Annotated in this window: 16 protein-coding genes; 4 read left to right on the top strand and 12 right to left on the bottom strand. The window is 50.9% G+C overall.

What is annotated here, in order from left to right:
- Positions 1-221: 221 nt before the first annotated feature.
- Positions 222-2129 (bottom strand): molecular chaperone HtpG, encoded by a 1908-nt coding sequence (htpG, locus tag AC27K1_RS02315; protein ID WP_487148023.1) that lies wholly within the window; start codon positions 2127-2129, stop codon positions 222-224.
- 360 nt (positions 2130-2489) lie between these two features.
- Here htpG and AC27K1_RS02310 point away from each other — a divergent pair, with 360 nt between their 5' ends.
- Positions 2490-3032 carry a thymidine kinase gene (locus tag AC27K1_RS02310; RefSeq protein WP_487148021.1) on the top strand — a complete coding sequence of 181 codons (543 nt, stop codon included), beginning with the start codon at positions 2490-2492 and terminating at the stop codon, positions 3030-3032.
- A gap of 2 nt (positions 3033-3034) precedes the next feature.
- Positions 3035-3682: a deoxynucleoside kinase gene (locus tag AC27K1_RS02305; protein ID WP_487148019.1), complete on the top strand. Its 648-nt coding sequence runs from the start codon at positions 3035-3037 to the stop codon at positions 3680-3682.
- A 40-nt stretch (positions 3683-3722) separates the two neighbouring features.
- On the opposite strand, the gene cysG is transcribed toward AC27K1_RS02305, so the two are convergent.
- Positions 3723-5117, bottom strand: coding sequence for a siroheme synthase CysG (gene cysG, locus AC27K1_RS02300; protein ID WP_487148018.1), 1395 nt, complete (start codon positions 5115-5117; stop codon positions 3723-3725).
- Between the two features lie 267 nt (positions 5118-5384).
- Here cysG and glpK point away from each other — a divergent pair, with 267 nt between their 5' ends.
- Together glpK and AC27K1_RS02290 are read left to right on the top strand one after the other, a co-directional pair.
- The gene (gene glpK / locus AC27K1_RS02295; protein ID WP_487148016.1) at positions 5385-6896 is read left to right on the top strand and encodes a glycerol kinase GlpK; all 1512 of its coding nucleotides are present in this window, start codon (positions 5385-5387) and stop codon (positions 6894-6896) included.
- Positions 6897-7229: 333 nt separating this feature from the next.
- Positions 7230-9203, top strand: coding sequence for a hypothetical protein (locus AC27K1_RS02290; protein ID WP_487148013.1), 1974 nt, complete (start codon positions 7230-7232; stop codon positions 9201-9203).
- A 287-nt stretch (positions 9204-9490) separates the two neighbouring features.
- Here the strand turns inward: AC27K1_RS02290 and serS are convergent, their stop codons facing one another.
- The 10 genes from serS to AC27K1_RS02240 form a co-directional block, all read right to left on the bottom strand.
- A complete protein-coding gene (serS, locus tag AC27K1_RS02285) occupies positions 9491-10768 on the bottom strand; it encodes a serine--tRNA ligase (RefSeq protein ID WP_487148011.1) in 1278 nt (425 codons plus the stop codon).
- A gap of 24 nt (positions 10769-10792) precedes the next feature.
- Complete coding sequence (gene crcB / locus AC27K1_RS02280) at positions 10793-11185, bottom strand: fluoride efflux transporter CrcB (RefSeq protein ID WP_487148009.1); 393 nt, start codon at positions 11183-11185, stop codon at positions 10793-10795.
- A 78-nt stretch (positions 11186-11263) separates the two neighbouring features.
- Positions 11264-12601, bottom strand: coding sequence for a replication-associated recombination protein A (locus AC27K1_RS02275; protein WP_487148008.1), 1338 nt, complete (start codon positions 12599-12601; stop codon positions 11264-11266).
- Positions 12602-12621: 20 nt separating this feature from the next.
- Positions 12622-13326 (bottom strand): outer membrane lipoprotein periplasmic chaperone LolA, encoded by a 705-nt coding sequence (lolA, locus tag AC27K1_RS02270; RefSeq protein ID WP_487148006.1) that lies wholly within the window; start codon positions 13324-13326, stop codon positions 12622-12624.
- A gap of 111 nt (positions 13327-13437) precedes the next feature.
- Complete coding sequence (locus AC27K1_RS02265) at positions 13438-15756, bottom strand: DNA translocase FtsK (RefSeq protein WP_487148005.1); 2319 nt, start codon at positions 15754-15756, stop codon at positions 13438-13440.
- Between the two features lie 106 nt (positions 15757-15862).
- A complete protein-coding gene (locus AC27K1_RS02260) occupies positions 15863-16924 on the bottom strand; it encodes an ADP-ribosylglycohydrolase family protein (RefSeq protein WP_487148003.1) in 1062 nt (353 codons plus the stop codon).
- 158 nt (positions 16925-17082) lie between these two features.
- Positions 17083-18363, bottom strand: a complete 1281-nt coding sequence (locus AC27K1_RS02255; protein ID WP_487148002.1) for an aromatic amino acid transport family protein — start codon at positions 18361-18363, stop codon at positions 17083-17085.
- Positions 18356-18628 (bottom strand): trp operon repressor, encoded by a 273-nt coding sequence (trpR, locus tag AC27K1_RS02250; protein ID WP_487148000.1) that lies wholly within the window; start codon positions 18626-18628, stop codon positions 18356-18358. Before trpR ends, AC27K1_RS02255 begins: the two co-directional genes overlap by 8 nt.
- A gap of 132 nt (positions 18629-18760) precedes the next feature.
- Entirely contained in the window at positions 18761-19729 is a 969-nt protein-coding gene (locus tag AC27K1_RS02245; RefSeq protein WP_487147998.1) for an SET domain-containing protein-lysine N-methyltransferase, read from the bottom strand.
- Between the two features lie 3 nt (positions 19730-19732).
- The gene (locus AC27K1_RS02240; protein WP_487147997.1) at positions 19733-21112 is read right to left on the bottom strand and encodes an LSm family protein; all 1380 of its coding nucleotides are present in this window, start codon (positions 21110-21112) and stop codon (positions 19733-19735) included.
- Between the last annotated feature and the right edge of the window lie 313 nt (positions 21113-21425).

Genomic DNA, 21425 nt, shown 5'->3' with positions numbered 1-21425 from the left:
ATTCTGTTTAGCTGCCGGTCGTGTTGGTTTGCAGCAGCGGCATGGATGCCGCGGTAGTGAGGCAGGACAAGGATTGTCCTGTCCGAGCGAGCGGAAAACCAACACGACCGGCAGCGGCCTGGCACCAAACGTTTACCAGGCAGCAATGCCTGAAATGCACATAAAAAATGCCGGAGAGCATTCGCTGTCCGGCATCATTTTATAAACCGAGGAGAATACGATCAGCCCGCCATATCCACCAGCAGCTTGTTCAGGCGTTTGACATAGGCTGCCGGGGCATCCAGCTTACCGCCTGCAGCCAGGCTGGCCTGGTCAAAGATAATATGGACCAGATCGCCAAACCGGTCTTCATCAGGCTCCTTATCCAGCCTGGTGATCAGCGCATGATCCGTATTGATCTCCATGATTGGCTTACTTTCGGGCACATCCTGGCCTGCCGCCTGGAGAATGCTCTTCATCTGGGCCCCCATATCAAACTGGCCAACCACCAGGCAGGCAGGTGAATCCGTCAGACGGTTAGTGACTCTCACCTCTTCGACACTGTCACCCAGTGCAGTTTTGATACGTCCAATCAGATCTTCATGGGTTTTGGCCGCGTCTTCCTTGGCCTTCTTGTCCTCTTCGTCATCCAGGCTGCCCAGATCCAGGTCACCGCGGCCAACATCGACGAACGGCTTGCCTTCAAATTCGTGCATATGGGACATCAGCCACTCATCCACACGATCAGTCAGGAGCAGGACTTCAATCCCCTTCTTGCGGAAAACTTCCAGGTGGGGGCTGTTGGCCGCCGCATTGTGGCTTTCCGCTGTAATGAAGTAGATCTTTTCCTGGCCTTCTTTCATGCGGCCCATGTAATCGGCCAGAGAAACCGTCTGCGCAGATGTACCTGTCTGAGTTGACGCAAAGCGCAGCAGGGACGCGACCTTCTCACGGTTGGCAAAGTCTTCCGCCGGACCTTCCTTCAGCACCTGGCCAAATTCATTCCAGAATGCCTGGTAGGTGTCTGCGTCACTTTTCGCCAGCTTGGACAGCATATCCAGAACCCGCTTGGTCAGGGCGGTCTTCATGCTCTCCACCTGCGGGTCTTTCTGCAGGATTTCACGGGAAACGTTCAGGGACAGGTCATTGGAATCCACCACACCCTTGATGAAGCGCAGGTACATGGGCAGGAACTGCTCGGCTTCATCCATGATGAACACGCGCTGCACATAGAGCTTCAGGCCCTGCTGCATGTCACGGTTATACAGGTCAAAAGGCGCTTTGGATGGTACATACAGAAGACTGGTGTACTCCAGCTTGCCCTCAACCCTGTTATGGCTCCACTTCAGCGGATCGCCAAAATCGTGGCTGATGTGCTTGTAGAACTCCTTGTACTCTTCATCGCTGATATCACTGCGACTCCGGCACCAAAGCGCTTTTGCGGTATTAACCGTTTCCCATTCGGGCTCAACCGCCGCCTTCTCTTCACCTTCTTCGGGTTCAGGCTGATCCTTGAGCATCAAGACCGGCAGGGAAATATGGTCAGAATACTTGCGAATGATGGAACGCAGACGCCAGCCATCGGCAAATTCCTGCTGCTCAGGCTTGAGATGCAGGGTAATGGTGGTGCCACGCTGCTGGCGCTCAATCGACTCAACCGAGAATTCACCGGTACCTTCAGAAATCCAGCGAACCCCCTCCTTCTCACCCGCCTTACGGGTTTCAACCGTGACTTTGTCCGCCACAATGAAGGCCGAGTAGAAACCGACACCAAACTGACCAATCAGCTGGGCGTCTTTTTTCTGGTCGCCTGTCATCTGCTTCAGGAAATCACCGGTACCGGACTTGGCAATGGTCCCCAGGTTATCAATCACTTCCTGGCGATTCATGCCAACACCATTATCAGTGATGGTGACGGTTTTGGTCTCCTGGTCAAAGCTGACCCGAATATCCAGGTTGGGATCAGACTCCAGCAGGCTGCTGTCATGCAGCGCGGCAAAGCGCAATTTGTCAGCCGCATCGCTGGCATTGGAAATCAGTTCACGCAGAAAGACTTCCGGGTGGGAGTACAGGGAGTGAATCATCAAGTGCAGCAGCTGCTTGACTTCGGTCTGGAACCCCAGGGTCTCCTTACTGGCTTCAACGGTCATAGGGTGCTTTATCCTCTTGAATTCAGCATGACAAACGAATACTGAAACCCTAGATAAGGGCATCCCGACCAATTTCAAGGGCAGATTTCCAGCAAATTAATTTCAGCGTCATCGATGATCCCTAGTATTGTCGAACCGCTGCACATCGGCTTCGGGGAATAACACCATCGTCATTGACCATTTCAACCGTTCAAAATACTTATTGTCGCTGACGGCCATGGCCCCTAAGATGCGCCGCTTTGGCATAGAAACCGCCCCGTTGCGGTGACACGGTCTTCAATCGACCCCTGTCAGGATGACAGCATTACATGCCCAGCAACTGGTGCAATCGCGTACCGCCGGAGGACAAGCAGAGACACGATGACACCCATTTCCTTTATTTACGGCCCCATGAAGTCCGGCAAGACTGCACGACTGATCGGTGACTTTTACGCGCTGTCTGAGCACTACAAAGTTACTGTCGTCCGACCGTCCATTGATACCCGGTCACCGGATGGCTATGTGAAAAGCCGCAATGGCAGCGAACTGCAGTGCAAGGTGTTTGCGTCTACGGATCAATTGCTGTCAATAATGAATGCGTCGGGCACCGAGGTTCTGCTGGTCGATGAAGCCCAATTCCTGCCTGCCGAAACCGTCAGGCAGTTAATCCGTCTCAGCCTGAACACTGCACTGCAGGTGCGCTTCTACGGCCTGATGACGGATTACCTGGGCAATATTTTTGAAGCGTCGGAAACCATCACGAAGTTTTCGCAGAAGCTGGAGCCCCTGTTTGCCAACTGTCACTGCGGCAAACCCGCCCAGTTCACCCAGTTTACCGGTGAAAGTAATGGCCGAACCATCATCGTCGGCCACGATGAAGAATACTTTCCCGTTTGCACCCACTGTTTCCTGGAAGCCTGTTAACCATGACCGATTGCCAGACCAACCATTTTGTTGCTGTAGAAGCTAACATCGCCGCCGGTAAATCGACGCTGTTGCCGCGTCTCGCCGAGGCCATGGGCTGGGAAGCGCTGAAGGAACCGGTTGACGACCCACGCTTCACCGAACTGCTGGAAGATTTCACCAAGCATCCCCACGATGCCAACCGTCGTATTCGTTTCCAGAAGTACATCACCGAACGTCGTGCGACACTGGTTGAAGGATTGGATCGCGACAAGAATTACCTGATCGAGCGCTCGCTCTACTCAGACCTGATTTTTTCCCAGGCCAATTTCCTGTCCATGGAACAGCCTGACGCCATGTACATGGATTATTACTACGATATCAAGCGCCGACTGGAGCACTATCCACGAATCAGCGCTGTTGTATACCTCCAGACAGATCCGGCTGTTGCCCACGACCGTCTGCTGGAACGTGCCCGTTCAGCAGAATCAGGCACACCGCTGGCTTACCTGGAAGACCTGCATCGTTTCCACGAAGCCTGCCTGCCCCAGATCTGCCGGGAAATGCAGACCCCCATGCTGACCGTCAACTGGAATGCGTTCGGTTGCGAACATGAGCTGGCTAAAATGATATTTTCGACCATCGAAGACAACCAGTCATTGGCTGCCTGAACGCATACTCAAAAGGGCCTCTTAGAGGCCCTTTTTCTTGTTAAGCGTTCTCTTCCTCCAAACCAAACCATTTCAATCGTTCATGCAACTGAACCACTTCACCCACAATAATCAGTGTGGGCGGCTTGATTTTTATCTCAGCAATATCACTGACGATTGAGTCCAGAGTACCGGTGTAGACACGTTGATCCCGTGTCGTACCCTGCTGTATCAACGCAACCGGCGTTTCCGGACTACGCCCATGGTCAACCAATTCCTGACAGATTCTGGGAAGCCCCATCAATCCCATATAAAAGACCAACGTCTGGTCCTTGCGCACCATCTCAGACCAGTTCAGGTCATAACCACCGTCTTTAAGGTGGCCGGTTACAAAGCGCACAGACTGCGCATAGTCACGGTGTGTCAGGGGAATACCGGCATAACTGGCACATCCGGAGGCCGCCGTGATACCCGGAACCACCTGGAAAGGAATACCTTCTTCGGCAAGGGTGTCGATTTCTTCCCCGCCACGGCCAAAGATAAACGGGTCACCGCCTTTGAGACGCAAAACACGCTTGCCCTCTTTGGCAAGCTTCACGAGCAACGCATTGATATCGCCCTGGGGTAACGAGTGCTGGTCCCGCCGTTTACCCACGTAAATATAATCAGCATCACGACGACACAGGGCCAGTACATCTTCTGAGACCAGACGGTCATGCAGCACGACATCCGCCTGTTGCATCAGCCGGAGGGAACGGAATGTCAGCAAATCAGGATCGCCCGGTCCGCCACCGACAAGATACACTTCGCCGACCTGATGCTCTTCCTGCGCGTCCAGCGCCTGACCGATCATTTTCCGGGCCTGTTCCATATTGCCAGCCAACGCCTGCTCTGCAGCAGGACCTGCCAGCACTTTCTCCCAGAAATAGCGGCGATCATTCAGGCTGGAAAATCGGGCTTTGACCTGCGCCCGGAAACTGCCGGCCAACTCCGCTAATCGCCCGTAACCATCAGGCAGCAAACTCTCCAGGCGGGTACGTAACAACCTTGCCAGCACTGGCGCCTTACCAGCACTGGATACGGATACAATCAGGGGAGAACGGTCTATGATGGCCGGCATAATGGCATTGCCCTGCTCTGCCCCATCCACCACATTCACGGTCAAACCGCGGGCCTTGGCTGCCTCAGCAACGGTTCCATTCACCTCATCGCTGTCTGTTGCTGCAATGATCAGCCGAACACCACTCAGGTCTTCATCCAGAAAAGGACGTTGAATGATTTCATGTCGCTGGTGATCCAGCATACCGGCCAGCTCTTCAAGAATATCCGGCGCCACCAGACGAATACGCGCCCCCGCTGAAAGCAGTAACCGAATCTTGCGAAGCGCTACAGCATCACCACCAACCACCAGGCATAAGGTATCCCTGACATCCAGATACAGCGGCAGATAATCCACTGTCGCACCCCCATGTTATTCTCGAAACGACCGGTTCCCTGTCTGTTCCTGTCCTTTGCGATGGCATTTTACACCGACTAAACGACAAAACGCTTATAAAACCCTGAAATATCCTTATACGGAAAAGGCTTTTTACCGAAACCATACCCCTGAAATCATCAAATATGGTAACCTCGGTGCGCCTGAAAAGGTTTAAAAAAAGAGCGGCAAACGCCACAAAGAGAACTGCCGTTCCCCACGGCACGCAGGTATCGACAAGGACCAGTAATGACCCAAGAGAGTCGCTATATTGTCGCGCTGGATCAAGGCACCACCAGCTCCCGCAGTATCATCTTTGATCATGACGCACAGATTGTCGGCATTTCACAACGGGAATTCACGCAGATTTATCCCCGGGCCGGCTGGGTCGAGCATGATCCCATGGAAATCTGGGCGACCCAGAATGCCACACTGACAGAAGTCCTCGACAAGGTCGGTATTGGTGTTGAAGAGGTCGCTGCCATCGGCATCACCAACCAGCGTGAAACAACGGTTGTTTGGGATCGTCACACAGGCAAGCCGGTTTACAATGCTATTGTCTGGCAATGCCGGCGAACCGCCGAGATCTGTGAGTCCCTGAAAAAACAGGGTATGGAAGACTATGTCCGTGATAATACCGGACTGGTGCTCGACCCTTACTTTTCCGGCACCAAAATTCGCTGGATTCTGGACAATGTGGATGGCGCACGGGAAAAGGCCGAAAAAGGTGACCTGCTGTTTGGCACCGTGGACACCTGGCTGGTCTGGAAACTGACCAACGGCCGCACCCATGTCACCGATTACACCAACGCCTCCCGAACCATGCTGTTCAATATCAAGACACTGGAGTGGGATGATACGCTGCTGGAAGCACTGCAAATTCCACGCAGCATGCTTCCAGAGGTCAAAAGCTGCAGCGAGATCTATGGCAAAACCACGCTTCGCAACAATATCAGCGTTCCGATCGCCGGTATTGCCGGAGACCAGCAGGCAGCACTGTTTGGCCAGCAATGCCATGAGAAAGGCATGGCCAAGAACACCTACGGCACGGGATGTTTCATGCTGATGAATACCGGTGAAACACCGGTCCCTTCCAGCCACGGACTGCTGACGACCATCGCCTACGGCCTGAACGGCAAGGTGAATTATGCCCTGGAAGGCAGCGTCTTCATGGGCGGCGCCTCTATCCAGTGGCTACGGGATGAGATGGGCCTGGTGCGGGATTCTGCTGACTCCGAGTATTTCGCCAGCAAGGTTGAGGATACCAACGGCGTCTACATGGTACCGGCATTTACCGGACTTGGTGCGCCCTTCTGGGATGCCCATGCCCGTGGAACCATTGTCGGCCTGACCCGCGGCGCCAACCGAAACCACATTATCCGGGCCACCCTGGAAGCCATTGCCTACCAGTCACGCGATGTACTGGATGCCATGCAACAGGACGCCGGCATTGAACTACACCAATTGCGTGTTGATGGCGGCGCCTCTGCCAATGAGTTCCTGATGCAGTTCCAGGCCGATATGCTGGGTGTGGACGTGGTACGCTCCGGTATCACCGAAACAACCGCAGCCGGCGCCGCCTGTCTGGCGGGTCTTGCTGTTGGTTTCTGGGACAGCGTCGACGCATTCAAACAAAAAGCCAGTGATACCTCGACCTTTTCCGCCAGCATGCCTTCCGACCAGGTTGAACAACGCTACAGAGGCTGGCAGAAAGCCCTGCAGCGCTCGCTAGCCTGGTTCTGCAACGAACAAAATCCGTAAATTGAGGCCTGGGTGGAGGCCTGTGTTCCTCCACCCAGGCATCCTATACCCTTGATTCAGGCATACTAACAAATTATGCCTGTTCAATGCCGCCATTGAGAACATTTTGTGTGTTGCGTTGTCATGGGTATAAGGGCAAACAAGTCATTATCAATGCAGGCATAGTTATTAAACATACCCTGCTCTGTTCTTCTGCCAAGAATTATCTCGCGATATTTTTGTGGTATCAATTCCGAAATCCATAATCACGCATAATTACAATATACCAATTAAGAGTGATACCAGAAAATTTACCAGAATTATTAAACCTAACCAACATGACGGGGGAACGATATGCATGAAAATCCAGCATTTTTAAATTCATTAAAATACATTTCAACAGCGACAACTGACCATTCCGGAGAGAGCGACAAGCGATCAGAAGAAATGAAGGTAGCATATAACAACACGCACATCATGAGCCTTACCGATTACGATTGGACTTGTTTGCTGAAATATATACCCTGGAAAGAACTGGTGTGCTATCGCAGAATATGCAAAAGAACAATGAAAATCATAGATAACAATCAATCTATAGCCACGGCATTTTATAGAGGCTTCAGGTTAGCAGGAGAACATTTATTTTCCACCAAACGATACGATCAATATTTAAAGCCGCAACATAAGCTTTATGGAAAGAGTCAGACAAATGAACTCGACACTTTAAGAAGCAAACCCTACTTCCATGAAATTTTGCATTTCGCCGCCCTTGACGCATTAACTCTACCTGAAAAAATTATCCTGAAAGAAAAACATAGAGCGAACACCGATGATTTAATTACCAGAAACAATTCCTATCTATTTAGTCCTGATGGCAATCATGTATTCATAAATACATTTAAAAACTATGCGTCGATATTCAATATCACCACATATAAAAGGCAAGACGTATACAGTAAAATCGATTCACATAAACCTATACATCATGCCCATTTCAGCGATGACAGCAGTCTTTTTTTCGCAATTATCGGAAATAACCAGGTAACCATCCTTGAACAAGAAAAAAACAACGATTGGATTATAGTTAGCACGAATTTTATTGAAACTGATGTTGAGAATCTATCTACCAGCAAAGGATGCGATCTTCTTGCAGTTTCAACCAGCTACCACAACATCCATTTCTTTTCCAGCTACAGGCATGAAAAAGAAAACAAATGGGAAATAATAGCCACTCTAAATCTGGATAATGTCGAGAAAATAAAAACCAACAAAATTATGAACTTCAAATTCATTAACAACAACCAACACATACTTGTTATCAGGGCTATCCGAGCATCCATAGAAGGCTTTGCTTACTGCGACTACAATTTTTCTTTATATGATCTAAAAACAATACATAAAAAAATACTCGAAAACATAAACAAACCCATAACCTTACCTTCACGCCCCTTATGGAACACAACATCTACATCAGGCTATTTAATAAATACAACTTTAACGCATCCAAGCTATACCCTGCTTTTTAAGCTAGACTCTGGCCACACAGTGCAACAGAGACTCACTCTACAACAACAAAAACTCACTCAGATGACAGCCTGTGATAGCGTTGACACTTCATTCAAAACCCACAAAATCGACTCAAAATATCGGTACTCTAATTATAACGGGCGACTCATCGTAACATCCGACGGTAATGATTTATTAATCTGGAAATATGAAAATAAAGCCTGGAAAACGTCCATCAAACATAATATCGAAAATCTTGCAGAAAGAGCGGCATTCAAAGATCCGGAATTCAGCCCTGACTGTCGTTTTTTTTATTGTTCTGTCAAAAGAAAGATACAACTCTTTGGAGAATGCGATTCAATGCAATGGAACTCTCTGCTGGAGAAAGTGCCTGAAGAAATCCGGGTATTTGCCAACACCCGGTTAGTGAGACCCGGCCTTAGCCATCAAGGCAACCCTGTATTCACTGCCGATAGCAGTCTGTTGATCTTCTTCAGTCACAACAATATACGCATATTGAACCTGCATAATTTTAAAGAAAAAAAGGTCAACATGGATCCTGTTCCAATGGCAAATCTTTGTACTGTCATATGCACTCCTGACCGCACCCACATCCTGACAAGTTGGGATAATCGATCCTGTTTGTTCTATGAAATCAACCCTGAATCAATGACCGATGACGAGGTTGATAGCGGCGAATCAAAAACCGGCGCCATGGGTCTGATTTGCGCAACTGACCGACGAGAAGAGCCATTGGCGGCAGCTCCCCTGCCTGCGATCGACGCATCTGCTGACGTATCTGTCAATGAGATTGACGGGTAGACCGCTCATCGCATTCCCACAGCCGCAGCGATCAGCCATTGAGGGCCTGAGTGCCTGTCAGTGCCGGGAACACAGGACAAGACAGCTAAGGGACAGCAGTAATCACAGAGCACTGATGGGTAACCGACGGATACATAATACCAATCGTTCTTTCAAAATCCTGGGATTTGCTCAGTATTACTGGGGAGCCGGGATATTTGACGTCGTTAGAAAGTACGATGGGTATTACCCATCCGGCTCCATGAAAAAACCCGGCTTTCGCCGGGTTTTTTAAAACAGCAAAGCGATCACTGAATAATCTCAATGCCGCCCATATAGGGTTTCAGCGCTTCCGGCACGTGGATTCGACCTTCTGCATCCTGGTAGTTCTCAATGACAGCCACCATGGCACGGCCAACAGCTACACCGGAACCATTCAGGGTATGCACCAGCTCAGGCTTGCCTTCGGCATTACGGAAGCGGGCCTGCATCCGGCGCGCCTGGAAATCCAGACAGTTGGAAACAGAAGAAATCTCACGGTACTTCTGCTGGCCGGGCAACCAGACTTCCAGGTCATAGGTCTTGGTCGCGCCAAAGCCCAGGTCGCCCCCACACAACGCAACGACACGGTAAGCCAGGCCGAGCTTCTGCAAAATCGCTTCCGCATGACCGGTCATTTCTTCCAGCGCGTCAAAAGACTTCTCCGGATGAACAATCTGTACCATCTCGACTTTGTCGAACTGGTGCTGACGGATCATACCCTTGGTGTCTTTGCCATAACTGCCCGCTTCACTGCGGAAACAGGGCGTGTGGGCCGTCAGGCGCAACGGCAGTTCAGCGGATTCAAGAATGGAATCCCGCACGATGTTGGTCAGCGGTACTTCTGATGTCGGAATCAGATAGTATGGCTTTTCTTCCCCCTCGCAGGAGGTCTTGAACAGGTCTTCCTCAAACTTGGGCAGCTGTCCGGTACCACGCAGTACATGATCGTGTACCAGGTAAGGGGTGTAGCACTCCTCATAGCCGTGTTCACTGGTCTGCACATCCAGCATGAACTGCGCCAGTGCGCGGTGCAGGCGTGCGATCTGGCCACGCATCAGGGTGAAACGGGCTCCGGAAAGCTTAGCGCCGGTTTCGAAATCCAGACCATAAGCCTGGCCCAGCTCAACGTGATCCTTCGGCTCAAAATCTAACTGCTTGGGCTCACCCCATTTGCGGACTTCGAGGTTGTCTTCTTCGTCCTTGCCTTCCGGTACTGACTCGTGCGGCAGGTTGGGCACGGTCAGGAAAATGCCGTCCAGCTCTGCCTGAAGGTCCTTCAGCGTCTGCTCGGAGGTTTTCAGTTCCTCGTTAATGCTATCCAGACGGGACTTGAGCTCAGTGACATCCTCGCCTTTTGCCTTCAACATGCCGAACTGTTTGGAACCGGACTTGCGCTCGCTCTGCAGTTGTTCGGTACGCAGCTGGATGGACTTCCGCTCGGCATCCAGGGACATGATCCGTTCCACATCCAGTTCGTAGTGCTTCTTGCGCAGCAGGGCCGCGACTTCCTCAGGATTGGCGCGAACGTATTTGGGATCTAGCATGAGAGCTCTGTTACCTTGTCTGTATTAAGCAAAGACCTTACCGGCCAGCGCGTAACCGGCCCAGGTTGCCAGCAGGCAACCTGCCACACTGGTCAGCATGTAGGCGATGGCACCTACCGGGTCGCCGTCCTGTATCAGGCGAAACGCATCCAGCGAAAACGTCGAAAAAGTGGTTAATGCACCCAGGAAACCGACCATGATGAACTGCCGCCAGAGCGGCGGTAATGATGCCAGTTCAACCAGTGCGTAGTAAGTCACGCCAATGATAAAAGATCCAATAATATTGGCAACCAGCGTGGGCACCGGGAACAGCTTTGCTTGACCCAGCTCAGCAAAACCCAGGTAGATCAATGCCCTGGAGACCGCGCCAAGCGCGCCGCCCAGGGCAATGGCAATCCATTCAAACCAGAGAAACATAAGACAATATTCCGATTTTCATTTAAAACAGGAAAGCACCTGTTCAAGGTGTTCCAGGCAACCGTCTGACATTAACCGTCAGGATGAAGGTCGCCGGGGATTCGCAGACGCCGCATCCAGGGAATGCAGCCATTCCAGTTTCTGACGAATTTTGATTTCCAGCCCGCGATCCGAAGGGTCGTAATAGCGCCGAGGCTCCATAGCATCCGGGAAATAACACTCACCGGCGGCGTAGGCATTGGGCTCATCATGGGCATAGCGATAGCCTTCATGATGTCCCAGGGATTTCATCAGTTGGGTCGGCGCATTACGAATATGCAGCGGCACCTCATGGGAAGGGTTATTCCTGACATCATCAAACGCAGCCTTCATCGCCCGATAGACGGCATTGCTCTTCGGCGCGCAGGCACAATATACCGTCGCATGGGCAACCGCAAGCAACCCTTCCGGACTTCCCAGCCGTTCAAAAGCCTGCCAGGCATTGAGCGCCATCTCCAGGGCCCGGGGGTCCGCGTTGCCGATATCCTCACTGGCAATCGCCACCAGCCGTCGCACGACATACAGGGGATCGGCGCCACCATCCACCATTCGGGCAAACCAGTAGAGCGCCGCATCCGGACTGGACCCCCTGACCGACTTGTGAAAGGCGGATATCTGGTCGTAAAAGGCATCACCGCCCTTATCAAAGCGACGGCTGCTGTCTGCCAGCACGCCCTGTAAAATCTCTGGCGTGATCGCCTGATCCGACGCCAGGTCAACCGCAATCTCCAGTAGATTCAGCAATCGTCGTGCATCGCCATCGGCGGCACGAAACAACATGGTTTTTGCCTCATCGGTAAGTATCGGCGGGTTTTCACCCAAGCCATGTTCCTTATCGCTGAGGGCATGTTCCAGCACACTGGCCAACGCCTCTTGTTCCAAAGGCTTGAGTACATAAACACGGGCCCGGGACAACAAGGCGTTATTCAGCTCAAAGCTGGGATTTTCCGTCGTCGCACCAATGAAAATAATCGTGCCATCTTCAATATGCGGCAGAAACGCATCCTGCTGACTTTTGTTGAAACGGTGAACCTCATCGACGAAAAGAATACTGCGGCGTCCATTCTGCTCGCGGGCCATCCGCGCCCGTTCTACCGCGGCCCGAATATCCTTAACCCCTGACAACACCGCAGACAGGGTTTCAAAATGCGCATCGCAGACATTGGCCACAAGCCTGGCCAGTGTGGTCTTACCAACGCCCGGAGGCCCCCAAAGTACCATGGAATGGGGACGCCCCTGCTCCAGCGCTTCCCGCAATGGTTTCCCTTTTGCAAGTATATGGGATTGCCCGAGGTAATCATCCAGGGTCCGTGGCCGCATCCGGGCAGCCAGCGGTTCATAGGGTTTTTCCAGGGTATCAAACAGAGAGCGGCTCATGGGTTGTTGCGGTGTCCTTATCAGCTCTCATCGTCAATCACATCCACGCCGGGCGGGATATACAATTCAAAATCTTTCTCTGCCAGCTTTCGCTTGCTGCTGCTGGACAGATTGCTGAACTCAATACGGGTTCTGGCGCCCAGCGCATCGGTCAGCATCATTTCCCGGAGCGTCTTGCCCTGGAACGATAACTGCAGGTTTTCAAACAGCGCATCCTGCCCTTTCGGTGTCAACGTAAACAAAGCCACACCATCAGAAACCGATTCAGTGACACGGAAATTGCGCGTCAGATCCGACGTTTCACCACTCAGGATCAATGCCGGCGTGGTGTTGGTCCGGGCATCGAGCGTCTGAATCGTGACTTGCTCAAGATCCATATCATACAGCCAAACCTTATGGCCATTGGACACTACAACCTGGGGAAAGGGTTTCTTGACCTCCCAGCGGAAAAGATTCGGCCGCTGTACAGTCATCACACCTTCCGATTCCTGAATGCGCTTACCGCTGGCTTCCAGCGTATGCTGGGCAAAACCGGCCTGGATGTAATGAAGCGGATTGAGCAACTTTGCCAGCTGACTCGCCGCCTGCTGCTCCCGGGCTGACACCTCGACAGCATTCGTTTTGTTGCCTGGCACACTCTCACCATAAGCTGGTGATGTCAGCAGCGTAATAGACAAGACCAATCCACCCAGGCGACGGATGGAGAATTTATCGCTCTGAAACATGCAATAGGATTCTGCTCTGAAAACTGCGCTTAAGGGTAACACAAGCTTTCCCTGAAGGATGGCAGTTTTGATCAACCACCCTTTCACCTTCAGGCCAACAGCATTATGTTACTACCGTGGTGGTGGCGGAGCGATCACTTCCCGGTTACCGTTACTGCCCATGGCAGAGACCACACCGGCGGCTTCCATGCTTTCGATCATCCGGGCTGCGCGGTTATAACCAATTTTAAGCTTGCGCTGAACCGACGAGATAGATGCACGTCGCGTCTCAGTCACAAAGGCGACTGCCTCATCGTACAGGGGATCCTGCTCTTCATCACTGCTGACACCAAAAGCTCCCGCTTCGCCATCAGCATCCCCGGCACCACCAAGAACATCCTCAATGTAATTGGGTTCCTGACGTTTCTTCCAGTCAGCCACGACCCGGTGCACCTCATCATCACTGACGAAAGCACCATGGACCCTTACAGGAAGGCTGGTACCAGGCGGCAGATATAACATATCACCATGCCCCAGCAACTGTTCACCGCCCCCCTGATCCAGAATGGTCCGTGAATCGATCTTGGACGATACCTGGAAACTGATCCGGGTCGGAACATTCGCTTTGATCAGACCCGTAATGACATCCACCGAAGGACGCTGTGTCGCCAGGATCAAATGAATGCCTGCCGCCCGCGCTTTCTGGGCGATTCGGGCAATCAATTCTTCAACTTTCTTGCCAACAATCATCATCATGTCAGCAAATTCATCAATCACGACGACAATGAAAGGCAATTTTTCCAGTTCTGGCGCAAGGTCATCAGCGGAAACGGATTGATAGAAAGGATCTCGCAACGGTTCACCGGCCTTTTCAGCCTCTTCCAGCTTGCGATTGAAACCTGCCAGGTTTCTCACACCCATAGCGGCCATCAGTTTGTAACGCCGCTCCATCTCAGCGACACACCAGCGCAGGGCATTGGCCGCTTCTTTCATATCAGTGACAACAGGCGCCAGAAGATGCGGAATGCCGTCATAGACCGACAGTTCAAGCATTTTCGGGTCAACCATGATGAGGCGAACTTCTTCCGGCGATGCCTTGTAGAGCATACTCAGGATCATCGCATTCACGCCCACTGACTTACCGGACCCCGTTGTACCGGCAACCAGCAGGTGCGGCATCTTGGCAAGGTTCGCCACCATCGGATGACCGCCAATATCGTGCCCCAGCGCCAGGGTGAGCGGCGACTCTGATTCATCAAAGACTTTTGACGCAATCAGTTCACTGAAATAAACGATTTCGCGGTCTTCATTAGGAATCTCAATCCCTACGACCGATTTGCCTGGAATGACTTCAACCACCCGCACGCTGATCACGGCCAGAGAGCGGGCAATATCTTTCGCAATATTGGTGATCTTGCTGACCTTAACACCAGCAGCCGGCTGAATCTCAAAACGGGTAATGACCGGGCCCGGATGTACAGCGACCACTTCCGCATCAACGCCGAAGTCTTTTAACTTAAGCTCAAGTAGACGAGACATCCCCTGCAGGGATTCTTCGGAATATCCTTTTTTACGGGAATGATCCGGCGCATCCAGAAGACTGACGGCAGGCAGGCTACCTTCAACAACCGTATCGTCAAACAAGACCTGCTGTTTTTCCTTCACTGCCCGTGTACTGGGTTCAGGCTTCTTCGGCGGTGGCGCAATCGCTGGAGGTGTCCGCTCAGCCTGCCTGGCTTTTTCTTTCTGAATAACGGACTCACGTTCCTGGCGTATTTTTTCAACGGTCCGCTTTTCCCGGCGAGCTTCCATGCTACCCGCCAAGGCTTTTAGACCATTCCGTAGCAAGGAAAAGCCATCCAGCGTCCACTTACCCACCAGGTCCATGAGCCGGAACCAGGACAAGTCCGTTAACAGCGTCAAACCAAAAAGGAACAGCGAGAGAAAAATAAGAGATGTGCCAAAACGGTTCAGTGCAGGCAGTGCAACATCCAGCACCAGCTTGCCCAGAATGCCGCCACTCGATGCAGGCAATCCGGCGCCAGCCTGCAGATAGTGCAAAGCCGCCAGCGCACAGGCGCTGGTCAGGACCAACAGCAGCCCGGCAAAACGAAGGGTAAAGAGCGGCCAGTTCCAGGCGCGGGTTTCGTAACGATCACGAAACACGGTCCAGGCTTTCCAGGCCAACAGCAGCGGAAAGAGAAACGCCATATGACCAAACAGGGAAAACAGCACATCCGCAAACCAGGCACCCGCCCTGCCCGCACTGTTCACCACCATCTGCGAATGGCCAATATGCGTCCAGCCGGGATCGCCGGCATCATACGTCACCAGCGCCATGCAAAGATACGCGGCGGCAACCAACAGGGTCAGCATGACCCCTTCCCTGAGTCTCAGAGCAAACGGCCCGGGCTGCCTGCTCTCAGTGTCCTGTTTTTTCTGCTGTTTCACTCTTGACCTGAAAATCTGACGCTAACGTAACATTCTCTATTGTAAGTCTTTTCCGTGAGGAATCTACGGTGGTCATTACCTGATTCCCGAAGCACTAACGATTACCTCACACCTTCGTCGCTGGCAACCGGGCAAGCGCCTGCGCATACGAACGAATAGCAGCACCATTTTCCAGTTTATGCAAAAAACGCTCGGGGATAGCACTCACACCATGGAGAGCACCCGCCAACGCCCCCGTCAGAGCGGCCCTGGCAACATTCTCTCCCCCACCGTTACTGGCGGACAGTATGGCCATTTCGAAACTGTCCGGATAACGGTAAAGAAGGTAGTAAGCTGCGGGTAAAAGATGGGTCACCTGACAATCCAGCCCAAATACGAGACTAATATATTTCGCGGGTTCTACACTGACCATTTCCGGTCGTTCAGCGATCTGTCCCAAACCCGGCTGTTGTAGCGAGCCGTATGATCCAACCCGGTTCATAACATCTTGATTACCCGACATGCCGGTCATCGTTTTATCCAGTGCCGTCAGCGTGGTCCCTTGAATCAAAGCCTGAACGGTAAGCGCATACACCAGCTGACAGGCACGAAGATAGCGATCCCGATAAAATATCTGCAGCAATTGATCAGCAACTTCAGCCAATGAGCATGGATCATCACATAGCACAGCCAAAATAACACAAAGCTGCGCACCAAGTGAGGTATCCGCACCGGTTGGCAGATCAGCGGCATTCCAGGCAACCCCCTGCTGACGTTTTTGCCATATGTCTCTGACGATGTCCTCACTGTATCGACCAGACAACGACTCACCATTGAGTTCGCTCATGAGTTCGCCCAAACGACGACCAAACGCCGATATATGAAGACATCTCTGCTCAACAACCGATTCAAGCAACAGGAATATTATCTGCCCTGTTTGAGAGTAATTACCCGCTCTCAGCCCCTGATCCAAACGGTACCGACTGATATGGCGACAACCATGCTCGCTCTTTACCACCGGATCCAGGTAGTCCGTCACCCATGCGCCAACATCGTGTTCCAGTAGGTTAACGTCATAGTACCAGTGATAACCGAGTCCAAGGGCATCACCGACAAACAGCCCCAGCAGCGCGCCTTCAATACGCTCTTCTCGAGTCAGGACTGTGCCGGCCTGTACATTGCCAGCCATGAGTTTTTTCCTGTAGACATGGGAAATAAGGATATATCACACAACCAGATGCCGGGTGAGAACACATTGGATTCTGGTCAGTCTAGCAGGAGGGTATGGGAAAGATTGTCAATCGGCAGTTAACCTTTTAGTTAACTGCCGCCGCAAGAAAGGTTTGATTAACCGTTGAAAACAGGCAGGAGTTTCAACATATTCAATACTTCCAGCAGCATCACTGCAATACCGAAAGTCAGCACCAGCCAAAGACGGGCATTCCCTCCCGAAACACGGAAAGAAGAACCGGACAATCCCTGGCGACGGGTCTGGCGAACCATCAGCACCGGACCAATCACACAGAAGAACGTCGCACCCAGGCCGGCAAAACCGATCGCGGTAATGAAGCCGTCAGGAATAAACACACCGAGCAAGGTGGGAGGAATGAACGTCAGGGCTGCAGTTTTCAGACGACCGGACATATCATCAGAAAACCCGAACAGGTCTGCCAGGTAATCGAACAGCCCCAGCGACACACCGACAAAAGAGGTCGCAACAGCCAGCTGGGAGAACACCTGCAAAGCACCAGACAGATGGACACTGATGCCAGAATCTTCCAGCGCGCGGATCAATGCGCCGATATTACCGCCACTGGCCAGCACGCCACCGAATGCATCACGGGACAGGTTACCCATGATACTCACCTGCCACAGAATATAGATCACCAGCGCCAGCAGGGAACCCACAAGAAGCGCATTGCGCAAAGGACGGGATTCCTTGCCACCCATATACTTCACGAGGCTGGGGACACAATTATGGAATCCAAAGCTGACCATCATGAACGGAAGCGCCATCAAAACGAAAGGCAGACTCTCACTCACTGGTAACGCCGGAAAGAGGGTTTCCTGCTGCGCGCTGCCAACAAGGCCACCTGTGAAGCTGAGGAATGTGATCACCATACCGGCAACCATCACGGTCGTAATACGATCAACAGCCTTGGGACCAATAATGACAAAAATCGACAGACCCACCGCAAATATCAGGCTGGCCAGGTGCGACTCCACCGCAATGCCCGCCAGTGACTCCATGGAATGCGAAATAATGGAGCTGCCACCGGATATGTAGGCGTAGGTCAGGATATAGCAGACGAAGGCAACAGAGGCACCATTGATCAGTCGACCAGTATTACCAATGGTTTTTCCGGCCAGCGTATCAAAGCTGGCACCGTCCTTATAATGAAGATTCACTTCAAGAAGGTACAGTGCAGAGCTGTAACAACAGAACCAGGCCAGCACGAGGACAGCAATCGACACGCTAAACCACATGCCACTGCTGACAACAGGCAATGAAAACATACCGGCGCCAATGCCTGTGCCGGCAACAAGCAAGGCTCCCCCAAGGACTTTACTCAGGCTGGATCGGGACGTACTCCCGATATCTCCCGCAGAAACTGCAACATCATTCATTATGTACTGCCTGTATAGCCTGTATTAGAAAGTCACGTTCGTCGTCACTCATGGATTTGAGATTGTTGGAACCCCGCGTGACGGTGGCGATACTCACCCCCAAACGCGTCGCGATTTCCCGCTGACTCTCGTCACCATCAATCAGTGCCTTTGCAATGGCGACCCGGCCATTGATGGCATGATGCTCATCCCTGGTCAGCATCAGCTTGAACAAGCGCTCAATCGCTTCCCGGTTTGTCGCGTTTTGAATCAGATCAATAAACACGGAAGTACCAACTACCCATCATTCACTATGTAACGCTGTAACAGTACAGCAGTACACGCTATTGATAACATAGATATATATACGTATTAATTTATAGGTTATTTATTTATATGAAATCGGCAGGTAATCGGGTCAATAACCCTTCCAGTAGTAGCGGCCATAATCAATCAACAGTTCCTGACCTAGCTGAACAGCCTCAAGAGTGACGACAAACACATAGGGCCACCCCTGATAAGTTACCAGCACAAAGCAGGCATTATCTTTGAAGACAGGATCATTTTCTGAGTAAGTGGTGTTGGCATTAATACAAACAGTGACATTACCATGGCCATATCCACACAGATCAATTTGCACACCCCCGAGTGAACAATCTACAGCGTATCGACCTACATTAGCGCCATACCGCGCTTTTTCTTCAGCGACATCATTACCCGCACAATACAGGCCTACATAGGGCGCTATGATGCTATAAGCAGGGATATCTGATGCCGCGATCACGCCAGACTGACCATGCAGCCTTGCTCGCGGGTCATGGCTCTCTATCGTGGTATGTTGCAGTCGTGCCTCTATAACATTTTTACGCTGTTCTGCGTCGAGAGATAACCAATACGTAATACGTTCTTTCCAGACCTCTCGATCCAGTAAACCATGAGTATCAGAGTCAACTCGCAGTTTCTGCTCAACAGCCGGTGGCCAAATAACCTGCACGTCTGCATTTCTTTCACTAAATTCCGCTTGTAGGTGACTTGCATCTGTACCGAGTAAACACAACGGTGCCCTGTTATCCCAATATTCGGATAATACAAGTGCTTTTCTATTCTTAGCGTTTCTTTTTTGGGTATCTGGATCAGACTCAGCGGGCTGCTGTAATGATAAGTTCTCTACCGGCATGGGCAATGGCGAGATCATAATACTCTGCAAGGTACGCTTTCTTACCCAGTCCTCTGGAGTGTCTGAAAGCAGATAGGGTCTGTCAGTTTCATCACTGTGCATCTGCTGGTTACGATTGCCGCTTGGCTGGTGATAACCTGCAGAATGCCCAGATGGAATTTTTGCCGACAAAATTAACACCCTGAAAAAATGGTCAATGATAATGCTCAAGCACTAACGTAATCGCTCCACTGATTCAACACGGCGCATTTCAATTGGCATGGAAAAAGTACCGCTGCCGTGCCGTAGCTGCAACGTCAATGCACCTGACTCAACAGACTCCAAAAGGCCACGGAAGTGTCTGGATTTTTCGACAGAAACCTTCACATAGTGCCCGATATAGTCAGAGAGCTGATCAAGTGGTATCACACGGCTGTTACCAATCTTCTTTTTTGTCTGAGGCTCTGGTTTAGCAGCTTTTGTGGAGGGAGCTTGAAGTTCAGGCTCTGCGACAACTTTCTGTTCAAAGCTATTTTTAACGGTCTCAGGTTCTTCGGTTTTGACCTGATGAGAAAGTAAATAATTATCTTTAGGGAGATTCAATTCAAATGGTGTAACACTTTTATCATTAATACTGAGAGACAAACCCAACAACTCTCCCCAGTACTGCATTTCGTACATACCCAAAGCCATTGGGTTGAACGTTGGCGACGGGTACGATGTCAGGGTGATATTGTCAGGATTTTTCATAAAGTCGAAATAAGCTGCCTTCATTGCCCTATTGGGGATCAGACCTAACGTTACTGCATAGTAATCATCAGGTAGTGCAGCAAAGCGCTTATGGTATTGATCGACCGTTATCCCTTCTTTGTTCGCACAGTATCGATTGGTTTTTTCCGTTAAACCCTCATCACGATAGACCAGTTCAACACTGCCAATGGTTGGCATGGACATCAGATCCTGTACCCCCAAAGATCGCAGATTTTCAAAATTGACAGTGGCAGTTGCGGTATACGAATCAGGAACACCACCACCGATTTTCAAACTGAGTTTTTGATCAAGACGATTATAATCATATGCAACGAACATACTTGAAAAGAGCGCATCATATCCCATCTCCTTGATTGCCGCTGGACCAATCACATAGTGTTCGCCGCATATCGGTTCAGCTACGCCTTCCAAGCGCTGCCTGATGATAGCATTCATCTGTTTTACAGACTGAGCATAAAGGCCGTACTCACTAATTAACGGATCATTGATACCATCAAACCGAAGTGTCAATGAGCCAGGCATTTCCCATTCATTCTCCATCTTAATGTCATACATGAGTTTCATCATTTCAAAGGTATTTGGAAAAACAAGTGATGCTTTTTTTGCATAAAACTTATCTTCCATATAGCTTCTGGGGGCAATCTCAAGCTCAGAAATGACTATTGCGCCCCTGACATCAACGGTCACTTCATCAAATCGAATCCGAGCTTCCGAAGAGGCCATATAAGCCGCTTCCTCAAGTTTCTCCTTAATCTTTTTCTCTGAATAATATTTAAATCCCAACCAGCCCACTAAGAGCACCAGAGAGAGGGAAACAAGCTTCTTGAGAAGTGAAACTATCATGCAGACACCTTAACATCCTGTATAAATGTCATAATTCACAAGTGACAAATATGACTAATAAGTAGATTATTGTTCATTATGCCCCACCCGTTAGAGATAAACTTATAATAACTGCCTTTTTTACCAATCTAGAAAGCTTAAAATACAACGACTATAGGCATATAAACAGCATCGTCAGTTTTTTGACCTTTATTCTAACCCCCCCCGGTTCCGGAATATTCAATAAAAAATTTCCGCCACACAAACGAAAAACCCTGACCAGTTGCCTGATCAGGGTTTTCGCAGCCTTGAGCGAATCAAGGTAAATAGAAGT

The sequence above is a fragment of the Kistimonas ophiarachnellae genome, from assembly GCF_057552235.1.
The sequence above is the reverse complement of the archived record's forward strand: the minus strand, read 5'-3'. Positions and strand labels throughout refer to the sequence as shown.